At 46.4% G+C, this 18,212-nt stretch carries 18 protein-coding genes; 4 read left to right on the forward strand and 14 right to left on the reverse strand.

Going from position 1 to position 18,212, the window contains the following annotated elements:
• Positions 1-62: 62 nt before the first annotated feature.
• The 3 genes from ACHZA1_RS03705 to ACHZA1_RS03715 form a co-directional block, all read right to left on the reverse strand.
• A complete protein-coding gene (locus ACHZA1_RS03705; protein ID WP_320053888.1) occupies positions 63-836 on the reverse strand; it encodes a DUF6261 family protein in 774 nt (257 codons plus the stop codon).
• Positions 837-1,475: 639 nt separating this feature from the next.
• Positions 1,476-2,513 carry a 2-oxoacid:ferredoxin oxidoreductase subunit beta gene (locus ACHZA1_RS03710; RefSeq protein ID WP_320053889.1) on the reverse strand — a complete coding sequence of 346 codons (1,038 nt, stop codon included), beginning with the start codon at positions 2,511-2,513 and terminating at the stop codon, positions 1,476-1,478.
• A gap of 5 nt (positions 2,514-2,518) precedes the next feature.
• A complete protein-coding gene (locus tag ACHZA1_RS03715; RefSeq protein WP_320053890.1) occupies positions 2,519-4,363 on the reverse strand; it encodes a 2-oxoacid:acceptor oxidoreductase subunit alpha in 1,845 nt (614 codons plus the stop codon).
• 372 nt (positions 4,364-4,735) lie between these two features.
• Between ACHZA1_RS03715 and ACHZA1_RS03720 the strand changes: the two genes are divergently transcribed.
• Positions 4,736-5,257 carry a gamma carbonic anhydrase family protein gene (locus ACHZA1_RS03720; protein ID WP_320053891.1) on the forward strand — a complete coding sequence of 174 codons (522 nt, stop codon included), beginning with the start codon at positions 4,736-4,738 and terminating at the stop codon, positions 5,255-5,257.
• On the opposite strand, the gene murI is transcribed toward ACHZA1_RS03720, so the two are convergent.
• From murI to ACHZA1_RS03765, 9 genes are all read right to left on the reverse strand, one after another.
• Complete coding sequence (gene murI, locus ACHZA1_RS03725; protein WP_320053892.1) at positions 5,258-6,058, reverse strand: glutamate racemase; 801 nt, start codon at positions 6,056-6,058, stop codon at positions 5,258-5,260.
• 67 nt (positions 6,059-6,125) lie between these two features.
• Positions 6,126-6,698 (reverse strand): OmpH family outer membrane protein, encoded by a 573-nt coding sequence (locus tag ACHZA1_RS03730; protein ID WP_320053893.1) that lies wholly within the window; start codon positions 6,696-6,698, stop codon positions 6,126-6,128.
• Between the two features lie 44 nt (positions 6,699-6,742).
• The gene (locus ACHZA1_RS03735; RefSeq protein ID WP_320053894.1) at positions 6,743-7,258 is read right to left on the reverse strand and encodes an OmpH family outer membrane protein; all 516 of its coding nucleotides are present in this window, start codon (positions 7,256-7,258) and stop codon (positions 6,743-6,745) included.
• A 7-nt stretch (positions 7,259-7,265) separates the two neighbouring features.
• Positions 7,266-9,797: a POTRA domain-containing protein gene (locus tag ACHZA1_RS03740; protein ID WP_320053895.1), complete on the reverse strand. Its 2,532-nt coding sequence runs from the start codon at positions 9,795-9,797 to the stop codon at positions 7,266-7,268.
• Positions 9,798-9,829: 32 nt separating this feature from the next.
• Positions 9,830-10,570 carry an isoprenyl transferase gene (locus ACHZA1_RS03745; protein ID WP_320054887.1) on the reverse strand — a complete coding sequence of 247 codons (741 nt, stop codon included), beginning with the start codon at positions 10,568-10,570 and terminating at the stop codon, positions 9,830-9,832.
• 16 nt (positions 10,571-10,586) lie between these two features.
• Positions 10,587-11,246, reverse strand: coding sequence for a DUF6089 family protein (locus ACHZA1_RS03750; RefSeq protein ID WP_320053896.1), 660 nt, complete (start codon positions 11,244-11,246; stop codon positions 10,587-10,589).
• Positions 11,246-12,007, reverse strand: coding sequence for a DUF6089 family protein (locus tag ACHZA1_RS03755; protein ID WP_320053897.1), 762 nt, complete (start codon positions 12,005-12,007; stop codon positions 11,246-11,248). Before ACHZA1_RS03755 ends, ACHZA1_RS03750 begins: the two co-directional genes overlap by 1 nt.
• Positions 12,008-12,086: 79 nt before the next feature.
• On the reverse strand, positions 12,087-12,962 hold the full coding sequence (locus ACHZA1_RS03760) for an NAD(+)/NADH kinase (protein ID WP_320053898.1): 876 nt from the start codon (positions 12,960-12,962) through the stop codon (positions 12,087-12,089).
• A complete protein-coding gene (locus tag ACHZA1_RS03765; RefSeq protein ID WP_320053899.1) occupies positions 12,963-13,631 on the reverse strand; it encodes a CBS domain-containing protein in 669 nt (222 codons plus the stop codon).
• Between the two features lie 48 nt (positions 13,632-13,679).
• On the opposite strand from ACHZA1_RS03765, the gene ACHZA1_RS03770 reads away from it, so the two are divergent.
• Positions 13,680-14,393 carry a pyridoxine 5'-phosphate synthase gene (locus ACHZA1_RS03770; protein ID WP_320053900.1) on the forward strand — a complete coding sequence of 238 codons (714 nt, stop codon included), beginning with the start codon at positions 13,680-13,682 and terminating at the stop codon, positions 14,391-14,393.
• 1 nt (position 14,394) lies between these two features.
• Positions 14,395-15,219, forward strand: a complete 825-nt coding sequence (locus ACHZA1_RS03775; RefSeq protein WP_320053901.1) for an alpha/beta fold hydrolase — start codon at positions 14,395-14,397, stop codon at positions 15,217-15,219.
• A 420-nt stretch (positions 15,220-15,639) separates the two neighbouring features.
• On the opposite strand, the gene ACHZA1_RS03780 is transcribed toward ACHZA1_RS03775, so the two are convergent.
• Both ACHZA1_RS03780 and udk read right to left on the reverse strand, forming a co-directional pair.
• Complete coding sequence (locus ACHZA1_RS03780; RefSeq protein WP_320053902.1) at positions 15,640-16,359, reverse strand: 3'-5' exonuclease; 720 nt, start codon at positions 16,357-16,359, stop codon at positions 15,640-15,642.
• Positions 16,360-16,361: 2 nt separating this feature from the next.
• Positions 16,362-16,985, reverse strand: a complete 624-nt coding sequence (gene udk / locus ACHZA1_RS03785; RefSeq protein ID WP_320053903.1) for a uridine kinase — start codon at positions 16,983-16,985, stop codon at positions 16,362-16,364.
• Between the two features lie 124 nt (positions 16,986-17,109).
• On the opposite strand from udk, the gene ACHZA1_RS03790 reads away from it, so the two are divergent.
• Positions 17,110-18,099, forward strand: a complete 990-nt coding sequence (locus tag ACHZA1_RS03790) for a type I phosphomannose isomerase catalytic subunit (RefSeq protein ID WP_320053904.1) — start codon at positions 17,110-17,112, stop codon at positions 18,097-18,099.
• Positions 18,100-18,212 lie beyond the last annotated feature (113 nt).

Consider the following 18,212-nt stretch of genomic DNA (forward strand, 5'->3'; position numbering starts at 1 on the left):
GTAGGTTACTGGCATCGCCACTAGCATAATGACTAATCACCAAACAGCAGCCACTGCCGAGCTTAGCCCTCGTCGGTTTCCGTCTTCTCGCTTGCCTGCTGTTCGGCAGCCTTCTTCTCCTTGGCCTGCTTCCGCAGCGTCTGTCGGTGCTTGACGTTGGCGCGGTAGCGGCCTACAATCTCGTTAATGCGGTGCGACAGCGCAACCAGCTCGGACGTTTGCTCGAACTCCAGCTTCACGTTGATAAAGCGGAATAGCTTCGAAAGGCTTTTCACCAGCTGAAACGCCAGCTTGTAGGCCGGCGACTGGGGCTCCTCTGCCTGCACAGCATCGCGATTGGCAATCGCCTGCTTTACCTGTTGTTCCCCATCGCGGATATCCTGCAGCCACGCATCGCACCCAATGGTGCTAACGGCAGCGCGCAGATCAGCGTTGCGGTCGAACGCAGCCAGCAAATTACTGACCTCCGCCGATTCGCTTGCCGTGGAGCTGCTGGCCATATCGTCGCCAAAATCATGGAAGGCTTGAAGGATCAGTTTGCCAGCAGCCACCCATGCGGCATCGCTGCGTCTAAGGCTTTGCGAAGCTACGTACTTGAGCGTGCGCACCCCCAAGTCGCGCAGCGCATCGCCGTTCCTCACCGCTTGGGTTAACTCTGGATGGCTAAGCCAAATCGAGGCCTGCCGTACAACGCTGTAGTCATCTTTCACCTGAGATACCAGCGGCATAAGTTCAGGAATACTTCCAAACTCCGAATCGAATACCGATATAACCTCGCTAGCAAAGGCCAGCTTCTCATAAAGCGATAGCCTGCGGTACAACAACGGCTTAATCATGCTGATGTTTTTAGGGGTATTAACCTTCTAGAGACTAATATAAAGCTATTAAGATAAACTTAGCACAGTCTTTCTTCTATTTTTACTTTTTATCACCTCTACACGCCGAAGAAAGCCTCCACAAAAAAGAGATAGCACATTTTTGCACCGGGAAAAGGTATAAGATTCTTTTTCGACGACAATAGCAGGCATAAAATCCTCCCGCTAATAACAAAAGGACAACATCACAAGTGTAAAGTCGCCTAAACCTTATAGGAAACCGACTTTACACGTGTAAAGTCTACCAAAATTGCCAAACCATCAACTTTACACGTGTAATGTTTTCAAAAACCAATAATCGTTCAACTTTACACCTGTAAAGTGATAAAAAACTTTGCTTCGATTGACTTTACACGTGTAAAGTCCGCCAACTGCTAAAGTAGGCCAACTTTACACCTAGCAGCTTACCGAAAAAAGATTAGAAAGAGTATTTTACTGCTAGGAAATCCCCCATTTGAGGTTTAGAAGAGCTTTTCTTTGCTGTAAATACCTCAAAAAAACACCTAGAAGAGCATCCGCCCCCACGTATCAGCACACAAAAAAGGCTGCCCGCGGGTAGCAGGCAGCCTTAGTAGCATATTTTTTCAGCGGAAGGGGGGGTTACTCCACCTCCCAGGTATCTCCGCTACGAAGCAGCTCGTCCACGTTGTGGATCTTCGCCTTCTTCATCACTTCGAGCACCTGATCGCGAACGTTATCGTCGTAGGTCGAATCCTTAACGGCACGGATCACACCAAGGGCAACAGGAAGCTCAGGAGACTTCATGTTAACCAGCATCATGTGGATACCGGGGTTAGGATTCTTGGCGTTGTGCACCATGATGTCCTTTTCGGTGATGCCGTTTTCGCCCAGCTTCACCACCTTCATGTTCATGTTCTCAACATCGAGCACAAGCCCCTTATCCTTATCCTTGCCGAAGATCATGGGCTCGCCGTGGCGTAGAACAATGGTTCTATCCTCGCGAACGCTCTTATCCACAAATCCGGCATGCGTTCCATCGTTAAAGATCACGCAGTTCTGAAGCACCTCTACCACCGATGTGCCGTCGTGCTTAGCGGCAGCCACCATGCAGTCCTTGGTAAGGTTAACCTCCACGTCGAGCGAGCGGGCAAAGAAGGTACCGCGTGCGCCAAGCACCAGTTCTCCTGGCATGAATGGGTGCTCCACCGTACCAAAAGGTGATGTTTTGGTGATGATGCCCAGCTTCGAGGTTGGCGAGTACTGCCCCTTGGTCAGCCCGTAGATCTCGTTATTAAATAGGATGATGTTGATGTCGATGTTACGGCGAACGGCGTGGATGAAGTGGTTACCACCAATGGCAAGGGCATCGCCATCGCCGGTGATCTCCCAAACCGATAGCTTAGGATTGGCCACCTTTACCCCTGTGGCAATTGCCGCAGCACGACCGTGGATTCCGTGGAATCCGTAGGTGTCCATGTAGTAGGGGAAGCGCGACGAGCAGCCGATACCGGAAACGAAGGTAAAGCGTTCCTTAGTATAGTTAAGCGCCTCGGCTACCTCAGGCAATGCCTTTTGAACGGAGGCTAGAATAGCATGGTCGCCACACCCGGGGCACCATCTTACCTCTTGATCGCTCTTAAAATCTTGGGCTGTATACTTGTTGCAAATTTCTGACATGGCTATTATCCCTCCAATACTTCGTTAAACTTCTCTACCAACTCAACTACCGAGAATGGTAATCCTTGAACCTTGTTGAACTGTAGGTACTCAAACTCCTGGAAGTTCATGCGCAGGTGGTTGGCGAATTGTCCCAAATTCAGCTCGCAAACAATAATCTTCTTGTAGCGCTTCAGCACCTCCTGGGTGTTGCGTGGAAGTGGGTTGATATAGTTGAAATGCGCTAAGCTAACGCTCTTTCCCTGCTTGCGCAGCTCCTTAACGGCCGAGTAGAGGTGACCGTAGGTTCCGCCCCAGCCAACAACCAGCAGCTCGCCCTCCTGATCGCCGAATACCTCCTGCTCGGGGATATAGTCGGCAACCTTGGCAACCTTAGCGGCACGAACGTCAACCATTTTTTGGTGGTTAATAGGATCGTGCGATACGGTTCCCTTCAGGAAGTCCTTTTCGAGACCGCCAACGCGGTGCTCCAACCCAGGAGTTCCAGGCACAGCCCAACGGCGGCTAAGCTTCTCGTCGCGCTTGTATGGCATGTAGTCGGCATCGCCGGCAGGTACAATTGGTGGGTTTATGGCAGGATAGTCGCTCATGCTTGGGATGCGCCAAGGCTGCGAACCATTCGCAATGAAGCCATCGGTAAGCAGCAACACAGGGGTCATGTGCTCCAGCGCAATCTTACTTGCATAAAATGCGTAGTGGAAGCAGTCCGATGGAGTGCTTGCGGCAACAACTACCATGGGTGCCTCGCCGTTACGTCCCCAAAGCGCCTGCATTAGGTCCGACTGCTCGGTTTTGGTAGGAAGACCCGTAGAAGGACCTCCACGTTGAACGTTAACAACCACCAAAGGAAGCTCGGTTATCACTGCAAGACCAAGCGCCTCCGACTTAAGCGAAAGACCAGGACCCGAAGTTGAGGTAACCGCGAAATCGCCCGCAAAGGCAGCACCAATCGAGGTACAGATACCGGCAATTTCATCCTCTGCTTGAAGAGTCTTAATGCCTAGTTCCTTTCTTTTGGCTAGTTCCTGAAGGATATCGGTAGCAGGAGTAATGGGGTAAGAGCCGCAGAACAGCTCGCGACCCGATTTCTCGGCAGCAGCAATTAAGCCCCAAGCGGTAGCCGTATTACCATTTATGTTACGGTAGGTTCCCTTCTCGCGAACGGCAGGAGCCACCTTGTAGGTACTTGCAATAGAGTGGGTGTTGGCAGCATAGTTGAAACCAGCCTGAAGCACCTTCTTGTTGGCTTCAACAATCTCAGGTTTCTTCCTAAACTTAACCTCGTAGTACTTTTCGGTAAAGTTTAGCGGACGGTTAAACATGCAGTAGCAGATACCAAGAGCAAACATGTTCTTGCTGCGGATGATGCTCTTATTGTCCAGCCCAGTATCCTTAAGCGCTTCCTTGGTAAGCGAAGTGATTGGAGCAAAAATAACAACGTAGTCCTCTAGCTTTAACTCGGCAACAGGATCGCTGGTAACAAATCCAGCGCGTTGTAGCCCCTTTTCGCTAAATGCATCAACATCGAGAATGATTGTACCACCTCTTTTGGTCCATCTTGCATTAGCCTTAAGCGCAGCAGGGTTCATTGCCACTAGCACATCGCAAAAATCGCCAGGAGTAGCCACCGGGTGACTTCCAAAATGAACCTGGAAGCCAGATACACCAGCAACCGTACCTTGTGGAGCACGAATCTCAGCAGGATAATCAGGAAAGGTTGATACACCATTTCCTAACAGCGCAGAGGTTTCAGAGAACAACGTTCCCGTAAGCTGCATTCCGTCGCCCGAGTCTCCTGAAAACCGGATTACCACGTCTTCCAACTCTAAGCATCTTTCCTTTGCATCCATAATTAATTCTTTTAGGTCAGCATGCTGCCCGATGCAGCACTATTTAGTCTCGTTTTGAAAACCGAATTATGATTTTACTTGCGGCAAAATTAGTGATTTTGAAATACTAGCCTCTATTTATTTCACTTTTTTATCATCTCAAAGAAATAGTCGTACAAATGAAAGTTAAAGAGCGATATTTAGTTACACTTTATCACATGACGCAACATGTTTCTTAACATGCTTAGCTTTATCGAATACGAAGCCATACAATTGTTAGATACAAGCAAACATGCAATACAACATAGTATAAAGTATCCTTATTTTAGTTGAAACAGCAGCGTTTCCTTAACGGTACTGCTACCTTTGCCCCACAAAATAAAATCGAAGAATATGCCTTACATCAGATCGGTTAGGGGATATACCCCTGTTATTGGAGAGAACTGCTTTATTGCCGAAAACGCCACCATTGTTGGCGAGGTTATCATGGGAAACGACTGCAGCATCTGGTTTAACGCCGTACTTCGCGGCGATGTAAATACCATTACCATCGGAAACAAGGTAAACATCCAGGACGGATCAGTGCTACACTGCCTCTACGAGAAGTCTAAGATCCACATCGGCGACAACGTCTCCATTGGGCATAACGTAACCATCCACGGAGCAACCATAAAGGATAACGTTCTACTTGGAATGGGCAGCACGATCCTCGACGGTGCCGTAATTGGCGAGAACAGCATCATTGCAGCCAATGCGCTAGTCCTGAGCAATACGATTATTGAGCCAGGTAGCATCTACGCAGGAGTTCCCGCAAAGTTCGTAAAGAAGGTTGATCCAGAGCAAACCAAGGAGATGATCAACAAAATTGCGAACAACTACCTAATGTACGCCAGCTGGTATAAAGACGAGGAATAGCTAAAGCGCTACATTTTCCTCTAGCACTACCTTGGAAGTATCAACGTGTAAAACATCTTCAAGCAGCGTCTTCATTGTCGAAGAAGCTCCGCTAGAGTAAAAATGGTATTTTGGAGCATCGTTATCTAAAGCATTCAGTTGCTGATCCTCCAAAATATCATTCACCCTACGGGCTATCGCAGGTGCCGGATCAATAATGGTAACGCCCTCCCCCGCTATTCTATCAACCAAAGGACGGAAAAAGGGATAATGGGTACATCCAAGAACAATATGGTCTGCCCCCTTTTTAATCATAGGCAGCACATACTTCTCTAGTAGTTCCTCCGCCTTCTTGCTATACTGATTTCCGTTCTCCACAAGCTCTACCAATCCTGTCCCTACCTGTTTTACAACCTTTATATCCGAAGCATACCTTTCGGTTGTGGCTTTAAACAGCTTTCCTCCAAGAGTCCCTGCTGTTGCCAGAATCCCAACACACTTTGTTTTTGTAAGAATAGCAGCTGGTTTTACGGCAGGTTCCATTCCAACAAATGGCAATTCGTAGTTCGCCCTCAAGTAGTCGATAGCCGCAGCAGTTGCCGTGTTGCAGGCGACAACAATCAACTTTACATTTTTCGATATAAAAAACTTCACAATAGCCTCAGAAAGTTCAATCACCTCCTTTTGGCTTTTAGGTCCATAAGGACAGTTTGCGTTATCCGCAAAGTAAATGATATTCTCATTGGGGAGTAGCGCGGCAATCTCTCTCCATACCGAGAGACCTCCAACGCCAGAATCGAAAACACCGATAGGCTGTTTCATTTTCAAACTTCTAGTAACAAAAAAAGCCACCCTCAAAAGGGTGGCTTAAAGGTATACATTATTTCACTTATTTCTTTTTTGAGGGAGCAGCTGGCTTTTCTGCTGGCTTTTCAGCAGGTTTATCTTTAATACCAAGCTGCTTTACAACTAAAGGCAAAACATCAACAGCCATTGTTGTATCGTAGTAAGCAAGCGAAGGAACAGCAGTATCAAATATGTAAGCAAAACCGTTAGCCTTACCTACAGCCTTAATTGCCTCAGTAATCTTTTCAACAATTGGTTTTAGAAGCGCACCTTGCTGCTTGCTAAGTTCAGCTTCTGCATTCTGGCCATATTCTTGAACACGTTGTTGCAAATCTTGTATCTCCTTTTCCTTGTTCTGACGAACTAGATCGGCCATCTTATCTCTACCCTGAACGAAAGCCTGATATTTTTGGTTTAGTTCAACCTGAAGTGATTCTATTTGAGAACCCAGCTCGTTTCTTAACTTCATCAACTTAGCTTCAGCAGAGTCTCTTTCTGGCATTTTAGAGATTACCTCTTGAGAGTTGATAACCCCAAATTTTAGGTTTTGTCCAAAAGCGGCTCCACCTACAAGAACAGCGCAAATTAGTAGAAGCGCCTTAATTCCGTTTTTCATTTTAATAGTTCTTTTTCGTTTTACGCAAATATACATTTCAAAAATTACTTATAACCTAGTTTCTGCAAAACTTCATCGCTTTTGTCGATTTTAGAACTTGCAAACATTACCGAAGGATTATTGGCTTTATCAAGGATTAAGGAATACCCACCATCAGTGGCTAACTCTTTTACAGCACTAAAAACCTGATCGTAAAATGGTTTAAGTAGTTCTTCTCTTTTCTTTAACATCACACCTTCAGGACCAAAGTATTTCCGTTGCAGCTCGTTTGCATCCAACTCTTTTTTTTGTAGTTCTGCTTCACGACTTCTCTTTTGCGATTCTGTGAGCAGCACCTTCTCTGCCTGATAGGCGCGATAGGCTTGATCTACATCATCGAACTTCGTCTGCACATCTTTTTGATACAGCTGCGCAAGCTTATCGAGTTGCTCAAGTGCTGCCTTATAGTTCGGTATTTTTTTCAGGATATACTCCGAATCAACCACCGCATACTTTTGGCTATACCCAAACATGCAGAGCAACATCAAGGTGGTTAGAAGTAAATACCTTTTCATCATCATCAAAAAATTAGTTGGTTGGCATACCTATTACGAAGTGGAAGTTGCTTCCTCCAGCACCAGGTGTTTGTGGAAGATCATCAAAACCATATGCCCAGTCGATACCTAACATACCAATCATTGGAAGGAAGATACGAGCACCAACACCAGCAGATCTTACCACTTGGAATGGATTATATTGTTTGATGTCTTGCCATGCATTACCAGCTTCAAAGAATCCCAAAACGTAGATAGATGATTGAGGTGTAAGCGTAATTGGGTAACGAAGTTCTGCACAGAACTTATCGTACACATTTGCCTTATTTATTGTCGACACCGATTGCACAGACGTTCTGTAGGAATACCTAGGAGTTACAGACTCGTTTTCATAACCACGTAAACCAATAGTTTCTGTGCCATACATTGCATATCCACTAAGACCATCACCACCAACTATGAAACTTTCGAAAGGAGAATATCCAACCTTGGAGTTATACATACCAAGGTATCCGAATTGTCCTTTTACAGCAAGTACAAGATCCTTGAATATGCTCTGATAGAAAGTTCCTTTAAATCCAACCTTATAGTATTCTACCCAACGGTAACGCTCACTGTCAGGCATTCCCGTTTTTGTTTCCTCGTTGTAGAGCGTATAATTTTTCCCATTAACCAACGAATATGGGAAGGTAGCCTTTAGCGAAATCGACAATTCCGATCCTTCACGAGGATAAATAGGATTTAGCGTAGAGTTACGAGATAGCGCAGTTGCCAAACTAAGGTTCGTAGACGTACCATTAGTTATAATAAAACTGTTCCAATCCTTCAGTTTGTATACTTCCGCATTTATAGAAGTCGACAGTGTAAAGAAATTATCTGGCCAATTCAAACGACGCCCTAGTCCGACAGAACCTCCAATCACCTTGAAAGACTGATCGCCGGATTGGTAGAAATAATACCCGTTAGTCTGTACTTGATAGAATAGCGATACAGATAGCGATTGAGGTTTCTTTCCTCCTAACCAAGGTTCAGTAAAACTAGCAGAAAAGGCTTTATAATAAGAACCGTTGGTTTGAGCACGAAGCGAAAGCGATTGGCTATCGCCTGTTGGTATTGGACGCCATGCACCCTTTTCGAAAATTCGTCGAGCTGAGAAGTTGTTGAATCGTAAGCCAACTGAACCTACAAACATGTTACCACCCCAGCCTCCAGAAAGTTCAAGTTGATCATTCGATTTCTCGCTAACGGTATACTTAATTCCTACAGTACTCTCCTGCTGGTTCGGATCCATCTGAATTCCTTCCCCAAGTTTTTCTGCATCAAAGTGCCCAAGTTGCCCCAAATATCGGATAGAGTTTACCACATTATCCTTTCGGTACAAATCTCCAGGTTTTGTTTGCAACTCCCTACGAATAACGTGCTCATTAGTTCTATCGTTACCTGCAATGCTAATATAGGAAATTGTGGCGGGCTTACCCTCGTTAACACGAATTTCGACATCAACAGAATCGCTGTCTACCTTTACCTCAATTGGTGTTGCGTTAAAGAATAGGTAACCTTGATTTTGATAAATACTTGCTACAGATTCCTCATCGGTATTCAAGCGCTTATCTAGGGCTACTCTGTCATAGTAATCGCCCTTTCTAATTTTGAGCAATGATCCTAATTCTTCTGCTGTATTCTTAGTATTCCCAACCCAATTAATAGATCGGAAATAATACCTATGACCTTCTTCTATTTTAATTTTTATTGCAATACGATCATCGCTTACACGATAAACAGAGTCACCGATAATCTTTGCGTCGCGATAACCTTTTTGCTCATAAAAATCGATCAATTCCTTTTTATCAGCTTCGTAATCGCTCTTGATATACTTTGATACGTTAAAGATATTCCAGTCACGACGGTGTGTCTTTTTTAGCACTCTTCTCAAACGTTCATCGGTATAGTTCACATTACCATCAAAAACGACATCCTTAATTTTTACCTTCTTATTCTTCGTTATGTTGAAAAGCAAATGCTCCGTATTCTGAACTACCGTATCAGGCTTTTGGGTAATGTTCACACCTACATTTAGAAAACCTTTATTGATGTAATACTTTTTAATCAAATCTGAGGTTGTATTAAGCATAAACTCGGTAATAGTAGTACCTCGCTTAAGCTTAAGTTTTTCATTCAAATCTGTCACCTCCGACTTCTTTGCGCCTTTAAAGTCCCAATTGTACAAGCGGGGCTTTTCTACCAAGTCTACCTTCAGCCAAATCCTATCGTTCTCTACTTTGGCAACACGTATCTTCACATCACCAAAAAGGTCTTGTTCCCAAAGTTTCTTTACGGCACGCGCAAACACGTCTCCTGGCAGAGTTACAGTATCGCCCTTAGCAATACCAGTAACACCAATGTAAAGATCAGGATCTAAATATTTAATGCCTTCTATAGAGATATCTTCGACTACGTACTTTTGGGGTTTCTCGTAGTTTAGCTCAATATCAACCGTCTGATCTTGAGCAAAAAGATTGCCCGCAAACAGCAAAAACAATAAGAGAAAAAATGCTCTTCTTTGCATTATTATGAATAATGAAGTTAGACTTATACCTTTTACTTACTCACTTGGTCACTTGTCTTACCAAAACGTCGCTCCCTTTTCTGGTAGTCAACGATGGCTTTTACAAACTCTTCTTTGTTAAAATCGGGCCACAATACCGGCGAAAAATAGAACTCTGAATAGGCACACTGCCAAAGCAAAAAGTTGCTAATTCGTTGCTCTCCACTAGTTCTAATGATCAACTCTGGATCGGGCGTTTCACGTGTTGTAAGATATAACGGAAATGATTGCTCGTTTATTGCTTCAATATCGAGGTTGCCATTTCTTACTTCCCGACAAATATCCTTCACAGCCTTTAGAATCTCCCATCGGGCACTATAGCTGAGTGCTAAGGTAAGCACCACACCTGTATTCTCGGATGTATTACTGATAGCCTTACGAAGTCTTTCGGACACGCCTGCCGGGAGCGAATCTAAATCGCCAATTGCAGTAAGTCTTATGTTATTCTTATTTAAGTTGGGCGTTTCTGATTCGATGGTTGATACCAACAGGGACATTAGACCATCGACCTCTTCCTTTGGACGAGACCAATTTTCAGTCGAGAAAGCATAAAGGGTAAGGTATTTCACTCCAAGTTCCGAAGCAATCTCCACCGTTGTTATAACAGAGTTCACCCCCTTTTTGTGACCAAATAAGCGTTGGTTTCCTAACTTTCTAGCCCATCTCCCGTTTCCATCCATAATAATTGCAACGTGCTGCGGCACTCTACTCTTATCAACAGACTCAACTGACATTTTCTTCATTCGCTATTTATAAGTATGCAGGACAAGTTTTTTGCCCCAATTTCAACCGATAGGATACTACCAAACCGTAAAACACAAACCAGTCGTTATTAATGAATACCGATTTACTGGAAGTTAAATTAGCATATCCGTCCAACTTATCGTAAAAAGTTTTAGAAAATTGGAGTTCAACCCCCATAGTCAAACGGGGTGATGCTGCTAATTTCACACCTGCTCCGAACGGGATTGCAGGCACAAAAGTTCCATCGTAAAAGTAACACCCCATTCCAACGAACAAATATGGTGAAAAAAAATCATCCTTCGCCTTTAATGGATTAAAAGGAATGAAGTTTACCTCATATTTTACATCGAGATTGAAGTATAATTGGTGGAATTCGATATCAGGAGGAATACTTGGAAGAAAACCATCACGATTTTTTGAACTTCCAGAAAGGGTACCTGCTCCGGCAGAAATGCGAATGCAGCTGTAGTCGCTAAGCAACCGACGATAAAAGGCTCCCCCATAAAATGAGGGGGATTTTAAAATATTGATATGATTAAAATCGCCAAGGTACGTGCTTGCCCCACCTTGCAATCCAACTTCATGAACTTCTTGCCCACGTGCCTGAAACGAGAGAACAAAAGATATAATGGTTACGAAGATATTTAAACATCGGCTATGCTTCATTACCGTCGATACAATCGTGACTTTCTCCAGTTCGTTTTCTCATTTCCAATTTGGTAAACAAGTCCAGCAGTTATTGTCATATAAGAATCTTTACTTTTTGAATATAGCGGATTGTTATAACCATCAAGGTAATCCGTCAAGGTGAAAACATAGTTTGTTTCAAGAAAAAAGCGGACATCCCGTGATATTGGCAAAGTGCTTCCCAACCCTACAGGAAAGACAGGTGTTGCTGTTTTTCCTCCTTCATAGCCAACTAAAGTAGCGTTTTTAAGCTTATCATTTGGTGATGGTGTATATATGCATGCCCCGATCCCCGCCTGAATGTAAAGTGATGGATATACATTCCTACTCCATCCTTGTCGCCGAAGCGAAGACTTAAAAAAGAAAGGTTCCTTTTCCGCTACGATATAATACACTCCAATAACAGAGACATCTAGTATAAACGAAGAAAAGCTATAACCTCTTCCCTCATTTCTCGACCCCTTATCGGTACCAGCAAGTAACCCAACGGTTCCATTAAGCTTAATAGAATACCTAGGATTAATATTGTACTTGTAGTACCCGACAACACCTACTCTCTTTGACATTTGGGAAAACTCAGTAATACTTTGAGCACTTGCCCCCTCTGCCCCACCGATATCAGTGTATCCAGTAAGCATTGACAAACCAACCCCAAATTCCTTAACCGTCTTTTGGTTAACTTGAGAATAACCTACCCAAGAAATTGAGATAAACAGTATAACAACCAGCGACCTTCTCATCTACTCTTTTTTTCCAACACTATGCCAAGCAAAACTATCATAAAAAAATAAAACTCTACGCCTTACATCCCCTAAATTACTAATTCCGCTTATCGAGTCCCCACAAAAGTTTATTCCTTAGATTAATACAAAAATTACCTCCTCTAAACTTAATAAATTTTATACAAGTTTCCGATTTCTTCAGGTGAAGCGACGCCCCACTAGGAACAACGAACCTATGGTTATCCATAGACCAGATTGCATACCCTGTACGGGATTCGACCTCTAAACGTAGCTTAGAGGTGTCGGGGAGCACTAAAGGTCGCATGTTTAGATTATGCGGAGCTATGGGAGAAACAACAAATACGTTTGAATTAGGATCTACAATCGGCCCTCCAATACTCATCGAATAGGCGGTAGAACCGGTTGGTGTTGCCACAATAACGCCATCAGCCCAGTAAGTACCCAAGAACTCTTCATCAATATATGCATGAACGGTAATCATCGAGGCATCCTGCTTCTGTACCGTTACCTCATTCAGGGCGGAGGGGAAGGATGGACGGGAGCTGCCAGTTTCTACCTCGATCATTGAACGAGACTCGATGACGTACTCCTTATTCAATAAGGCTTCGAGGGCATCGTCAACATCGTCTAGTGAGGTATAAGTTAAGAAACCCAACCTGCCAATGTTTATCCCCCAGATTGGAATATTGGTATCGCGAACCAGCGAAACGCAATCGAGCAATGTTCCATCACCCCCAATGCTTACCAGCACGTCAACCTCTGGAAAATCGTCAGCACCTAGGTACGTATGCCCGTGGGCGATGGTGAAGCTGCTTAGCGAATCAAGAAAGTCTTTGGATATGTACAACGTCGAAATGGTATTGAGCTTTGAGAGGAACTGAAGAATATCTGAAATTCGGGGGCTGCTAAGGGGACGCCCGTATACGGCGATGCGAATGCGATCTTCCATCATTTACAGGTTAAGGAATTTCATGAGCTGGTCGTAACGCTCATCTAACAGATCATCCATGTCGTTGCTTGCATTATAAACCTCCACTACATTGTAGCTATAGCGGTTGAAGGTTTGTACGATTGAGGTAAGATCGGTCGTATTCACCTTTATGGTTAGCTCGACCATCGAAGAGTCGGGAATGATGGTTAAGTAGGAGAATAGAATCTTTGCCTCGTTAGACTCGACCATTTGCGCCACATGTGCCAATGAGTAATCCTTAATCCCCATCCGAAGAACAATGATTCCGCCTTGATTCTCGAACGAGGAGTTTTCGGCAAACTTTACGACTAGTTCCGACACCGATATTGCCCCCGCGTATTCCTTTTCGGCATTTACAACGGGGATAACCGATAAGCTTAGGCTGGATGCCATTGAAAGAACGTCAAAAATTGGAACATTATCCTCGACGAAGTTGCTCCCGCAGCTAAGTTTGTAGCCGCTTATTGGCACTTCGGGGTCGTTCATATCGAGGATGTCGGACTCGGAAATCAGCCCTACAAGCTTGTTGCTATCCACCACCGGCAAATGCGACACCTTAAATACCTCCATCAGCGCAAGGGCTTTACCTCCTGTGTCGGTAATTTTTAACGCAGGAATCATATCAGACACCAAATCGGCAGATAACTTCATGAATATTTCTCCTAAATTTGCACTACTACTAACAAAAACGGTACAGCAATGACTAAGCTAAGTGTAAATATAAATAAAATTGCCACAATTCGAAACGCGCGTGGCGGGAATACCCCGAATGTTGTAGAGGCAGCCATTCGCTGCGAGAAATTCGGAGCGCAAGGCATTACCGTCCATCCTCGTCCCGACGAAAGGCATATCCGCTATCAGGATGTACGCGATTTAAAGAAGGTGGTGACCACCGAATTCAACATAGAGGGCTACCCCTGCAAGGAGTTCATCGACCTAGTGCTCGAGGTGGTGCCCACCCAGGTAACGCTTGTTCCAGACCCTCCTACTGCCATTACATCGAACGCGGGTTGGGACACAAAAGCCAACAAGGCATTCCTTACGGATGCGGTAAAGATCTTCCAGCAAAAGGGCATTCGGGTTTCGATATTTGTTGATCCGGATGTGGAGATGGTGCAGCACGCGCTAGAAACGGGCACAAACCGCATTGAACTCTACACCGAGCCCTACGCAACCCTATACCCTCAAGACCGGGAGCTTGCCATTAAGCCATTTGTTGAAGCCGCCAAAGAGGCCAACCGATTGGGGATTGGGCTAAATGCCGGTCACGACCTCAGCCTCGAAAACCTAGCATACTTCTACAAGAACATCCCCGGACTTGACGAAGTATCCATTGGGCATGCGCTCATATCCGACGCGCTATACCTGGGGATGGAGGAAACCATAAAGCGCTACCTCAACCAGTTGAAGTAGCATGAAGTTATTCTCGCGGCATACTGGCAACGGGTACCCTTTAATCATTGTACACGGGCTTTACGGCTCGTCGGACAACTGGCTATCGGTTGCCAAGATGCTAGAGAAGCACTTCAGCATCTACCTTGTCGACCTTAGGAACCACGGCAGCTCGCCCCACTCCCCCCTCCACAGCTACGAGGCAATGGCGCTAGATCTAAACGAATTCATCGAGGATAATTGTATTGAAAAGCCTATTCTAGTTGGGCACTCGATGGGTGGAAAGGTGGTAATGCAGCTCGGCTTAATGTACCCCAGCAAGGTTCGGCGAATGGTGGTGGTCGACATTTCGCCCCTTGGCAGCACCAACGCCCGCCATAAGCGGCACATCTTCGAGGAGCATAGGAGCATCATCTCCATTCTGCAGCACCTCCCCCTAGAATCCATCAGCAGCTACAAGGAGGCGGACACCCTACTCGGCGAGCATATCGCCTCGGAAAGGCTTCGCGGCTTTCTGCTGAAGAGCTTAAGCCGTAGGCAAGCGGGCTTTCGGTGGAAGTTCAACCTCGATGTCCTTGCCGAACAGCTGGAGAGCATCATGAGCGGATTCGACCTCAGCAACCCCGCGCACGTCAACCAGAGCAGCTTTCCGATGCTGTTTATTAAAGGTGCCGAGTCGGACTACATTGACGATGGCGATCGGGATGCGATTCGTCGTTTCTACCCCGAATCGGAAGTGGTGGTAATCGGCAACGCCGGGCACTGGGTTCATGCCGAGCAGCAGGAGCAATTCGTCGCCGTTCTGATGGCGTTTTGCCGCAACGAAGCATACTTTCTTTTCGAATAATCCCTTCACGCGCCTTACCTGAAGTACCTTCCCCAGCAGCGTACCCTTGGGGTCTCTCGGTTTTGGTATACTTCCCCAGCAGTGTATCCTCCAGGACTCCCGGTCGAGTATACTTTCCCAGTAGCGTACCCTCCAGGGCTCTCGGTTGAGTATACTTCCCCAGCAGTGTACCCTCCAGGACTCCCGGTCGAGTATACTTTCCCAGTAGCGTACCCTCCAGGGCTCTCGGTTGAGTATACTTCCCCAGCAGTGTACCCTCGGAGGCTCTCGGTTGAGTATACTTCCCCAGTAGTGTACCCTCCGGGGCTCACGGTCTGGGTATACTTCCCCTGCAGTGTACCCTCGGGGGCTCGCGGTTGAGTATGCTTCCCCAGTAGTGTACCCTTGGGGTCTCTTGGTTTGGGTATACTTCCCCAGCAGCTAGGGTACCACCTCCACCCGATCTCTATCTAGGATTGCTTCGCCCTTATAGCGCTGCATGATTTGCGCCACGGCAATCACATCCTTCTCGCAGTACGATGCAATTCGCCGGATGTCCCCTTCGTTGTAGTACACAGCAGCCACCATGCTCCCATCGATATCGTCTTTAGGCGTTGGGATGTTTAGGATGGTGGTGAGCAGATGCAGCGAGGTGTAGTGCTTGTAGTCGCCGAACTTCCAAAGTTCGAGCGTATCCAGGAATGGCACCTCCCAGGGCTTTTTGCCGGCAACGTCGAGAATGGAGGGCAGTTCCAAGCCGTTAACAATCATCCGCCGGGCGATGTACGGAAAGTCGAACTCCTTGCCATTATGGGCGCAGATGTAGGTCCCCTTTTTCGAGGTAAAGCGGCCCAGCGCCTCGGCAAATCCCCGTAGAATTTCCGCCTCATCAACCCCAAAAAACGACTTAACCCTAAAGGTCATCGCGCCATCCTTTTCGGCGAACCCCCCCATGGAGATGCAGACTACGCGCCCAAACTCAGCGTAAATACCGGCGCGCTGGTAGATATCCTCGGGAGTTTGCGCCTCCCTTACCAGCGAGGCAGCCTTCCGATCCCACAGTTCCCGGAAAACATCGGGCATAGCCCCGTAGCTTTCGAACAGCGGAACGGTTTCGATATCCAAAAAGATGACGTTCTTCAGGTTGATGTGCTTGAGCATGGCTACTGTTCTTGGTGATCGCGGAGGTTCTTTTCGATGAATATCTTGAGGATGTTTACGCCCACCTCGTTGTTGCCGCCTTGGGGGATGATGATGTCGGCGTAGCGCTTGGTAGGCTCAATAAACTGGAGGTGCATGGGCTTAACGGTCTGGTCGTAGCGGTCGAGCACCTTGCTCACCGAACGCCCGCGCTCCACGATGTCGCGAGTAATAACGCGGCTCAGCCGGTCGTCGGCATCGGCATCCACAAAAACCTTAATGTCCATCAGGTCGCGCAGCTCCTGGCAGGTAAAGATCAGGATACCCTCGACGATGACGATGTGGCGGGGCTCAATCGAAACGGTCTCCTCGGCGCGCGTGCAGGTGAGGTAGGAGTAGATGGGCTGATTGACGGAAATGCCCGACTTCAGCTTTTTGATATGTTCAACAAGCAGGTCGAACTCGATGGACTCGGGGTGGTCGAAGTTGATCTCAAGCCTCTTCTCCAGCGGAAGATGGCTGCTATCCTTGTAGTACGAGTCCTGAGGGATAACGATAACCTCCCCCTCGGGGAGCAAATCCACAATTTTCCGAACCACGGTCGTCTTCCCGGAGCCAGTCCCTCCTGCAATTCCAATAATTAGCATACGTCGATTTTTGGGGAATAAAATTAGAAAGATATTCCCAAAAAGCATGACACTTTAGCGCACAAATGTCTTTAAAAGTTTGCCGCGATACGCTAACTTCGCGGCAAATAATTTACTACGCAAAATGGCAAACCTCTACCCACTAAAATTTAGCCCAATTCTCAAGGAGAGAATCTGGGGTGGCAACAAGCTGAGCACCGTTCTTGGAAAGAAACTTCCTGCAAATAAGAAAATCGGAGAGAGCTGGGAGCTATCGGCAGTAGAAGGTGATATCTCCGTTGTAACAAACGGCTTCCTAAAAGGGAACGACCTCCAGGAGCTCGTCGAAGTTTACATGGGCGACCTGGTTGGCGAAAAGGTGTACGAGAAATTTGGCGAGGAGTTTCCGCTGCTCATCAAGCTCATCGACGCCTCCGACGACCTATCCATTCAGGTTCACCCCAACGACGAGCTCGCGCAAAAGCGCCACGACTCCTTCGGGAAAACCGAGATGTGGTACGTTGTAGGGCACGACAAGGACGCGAAAATATACGTTGGCTTCAACCAACCGGTCGACAAGGCGACCTACGTGAAGTACCTCAGCGAAGGGAAGCTCGCCGACTTGCTCAACGTAGAGACCTCGGCAAAGGGCGACACCTTCTTTATCCCATCGGGAAGAATACACGCCATCGGGAAGGGAAACCTGATTGCCGAGATACAGCAAACCTCCAACATCACCTACCGCATGTACGACTGGGGGCGCGTAGACGACAACGGCCAACCCCGAGAACTGCATACCGAGCTCGCCGTCGACGCCATCGACTACAGCTTCCTGCCAAAGTACAAGACCGACTACGAGGCAAAGGAAAACCAATCGAATACGCTGGTAGAATGCCCCTACTTTACCACCAACCTGATAAAGCTCAACAAGGGCAAAGGGCTGGAAACCGACTACGCCATGCTCGACTCCTTCGTAATTTACATGGTGCTGCAGGGCGACGTCGACCTAAACTATAAGAATGGCGTAGAGGCAGCCAGCGCTGGCGATACCCTCCTGATACCAGCCACCATGGAGCAGGTGACCATATCGGCAAAAAGCGACACCGAAATACTTGAGGTGTACATAAAGCTATAGCAATCAAAAAAGGTGGAGAAGAAATTTCTCTGCCTTTTTCTCTTAAAAAAGCGACATTCGTCAGCTGCAACAAGAAAATTAATCTCTTTTTTTAGTATAATTGCTCACTATTT

It is taken from the genome of uncultured Acetobacteroides sp., assembly GCF_963667355.2.
Classification (GTDB): domain Bacteria; phylum Bacteroidota; class Bacteroidia; order Bacteroidales; family ZOR0009; genus Acetobacteroides.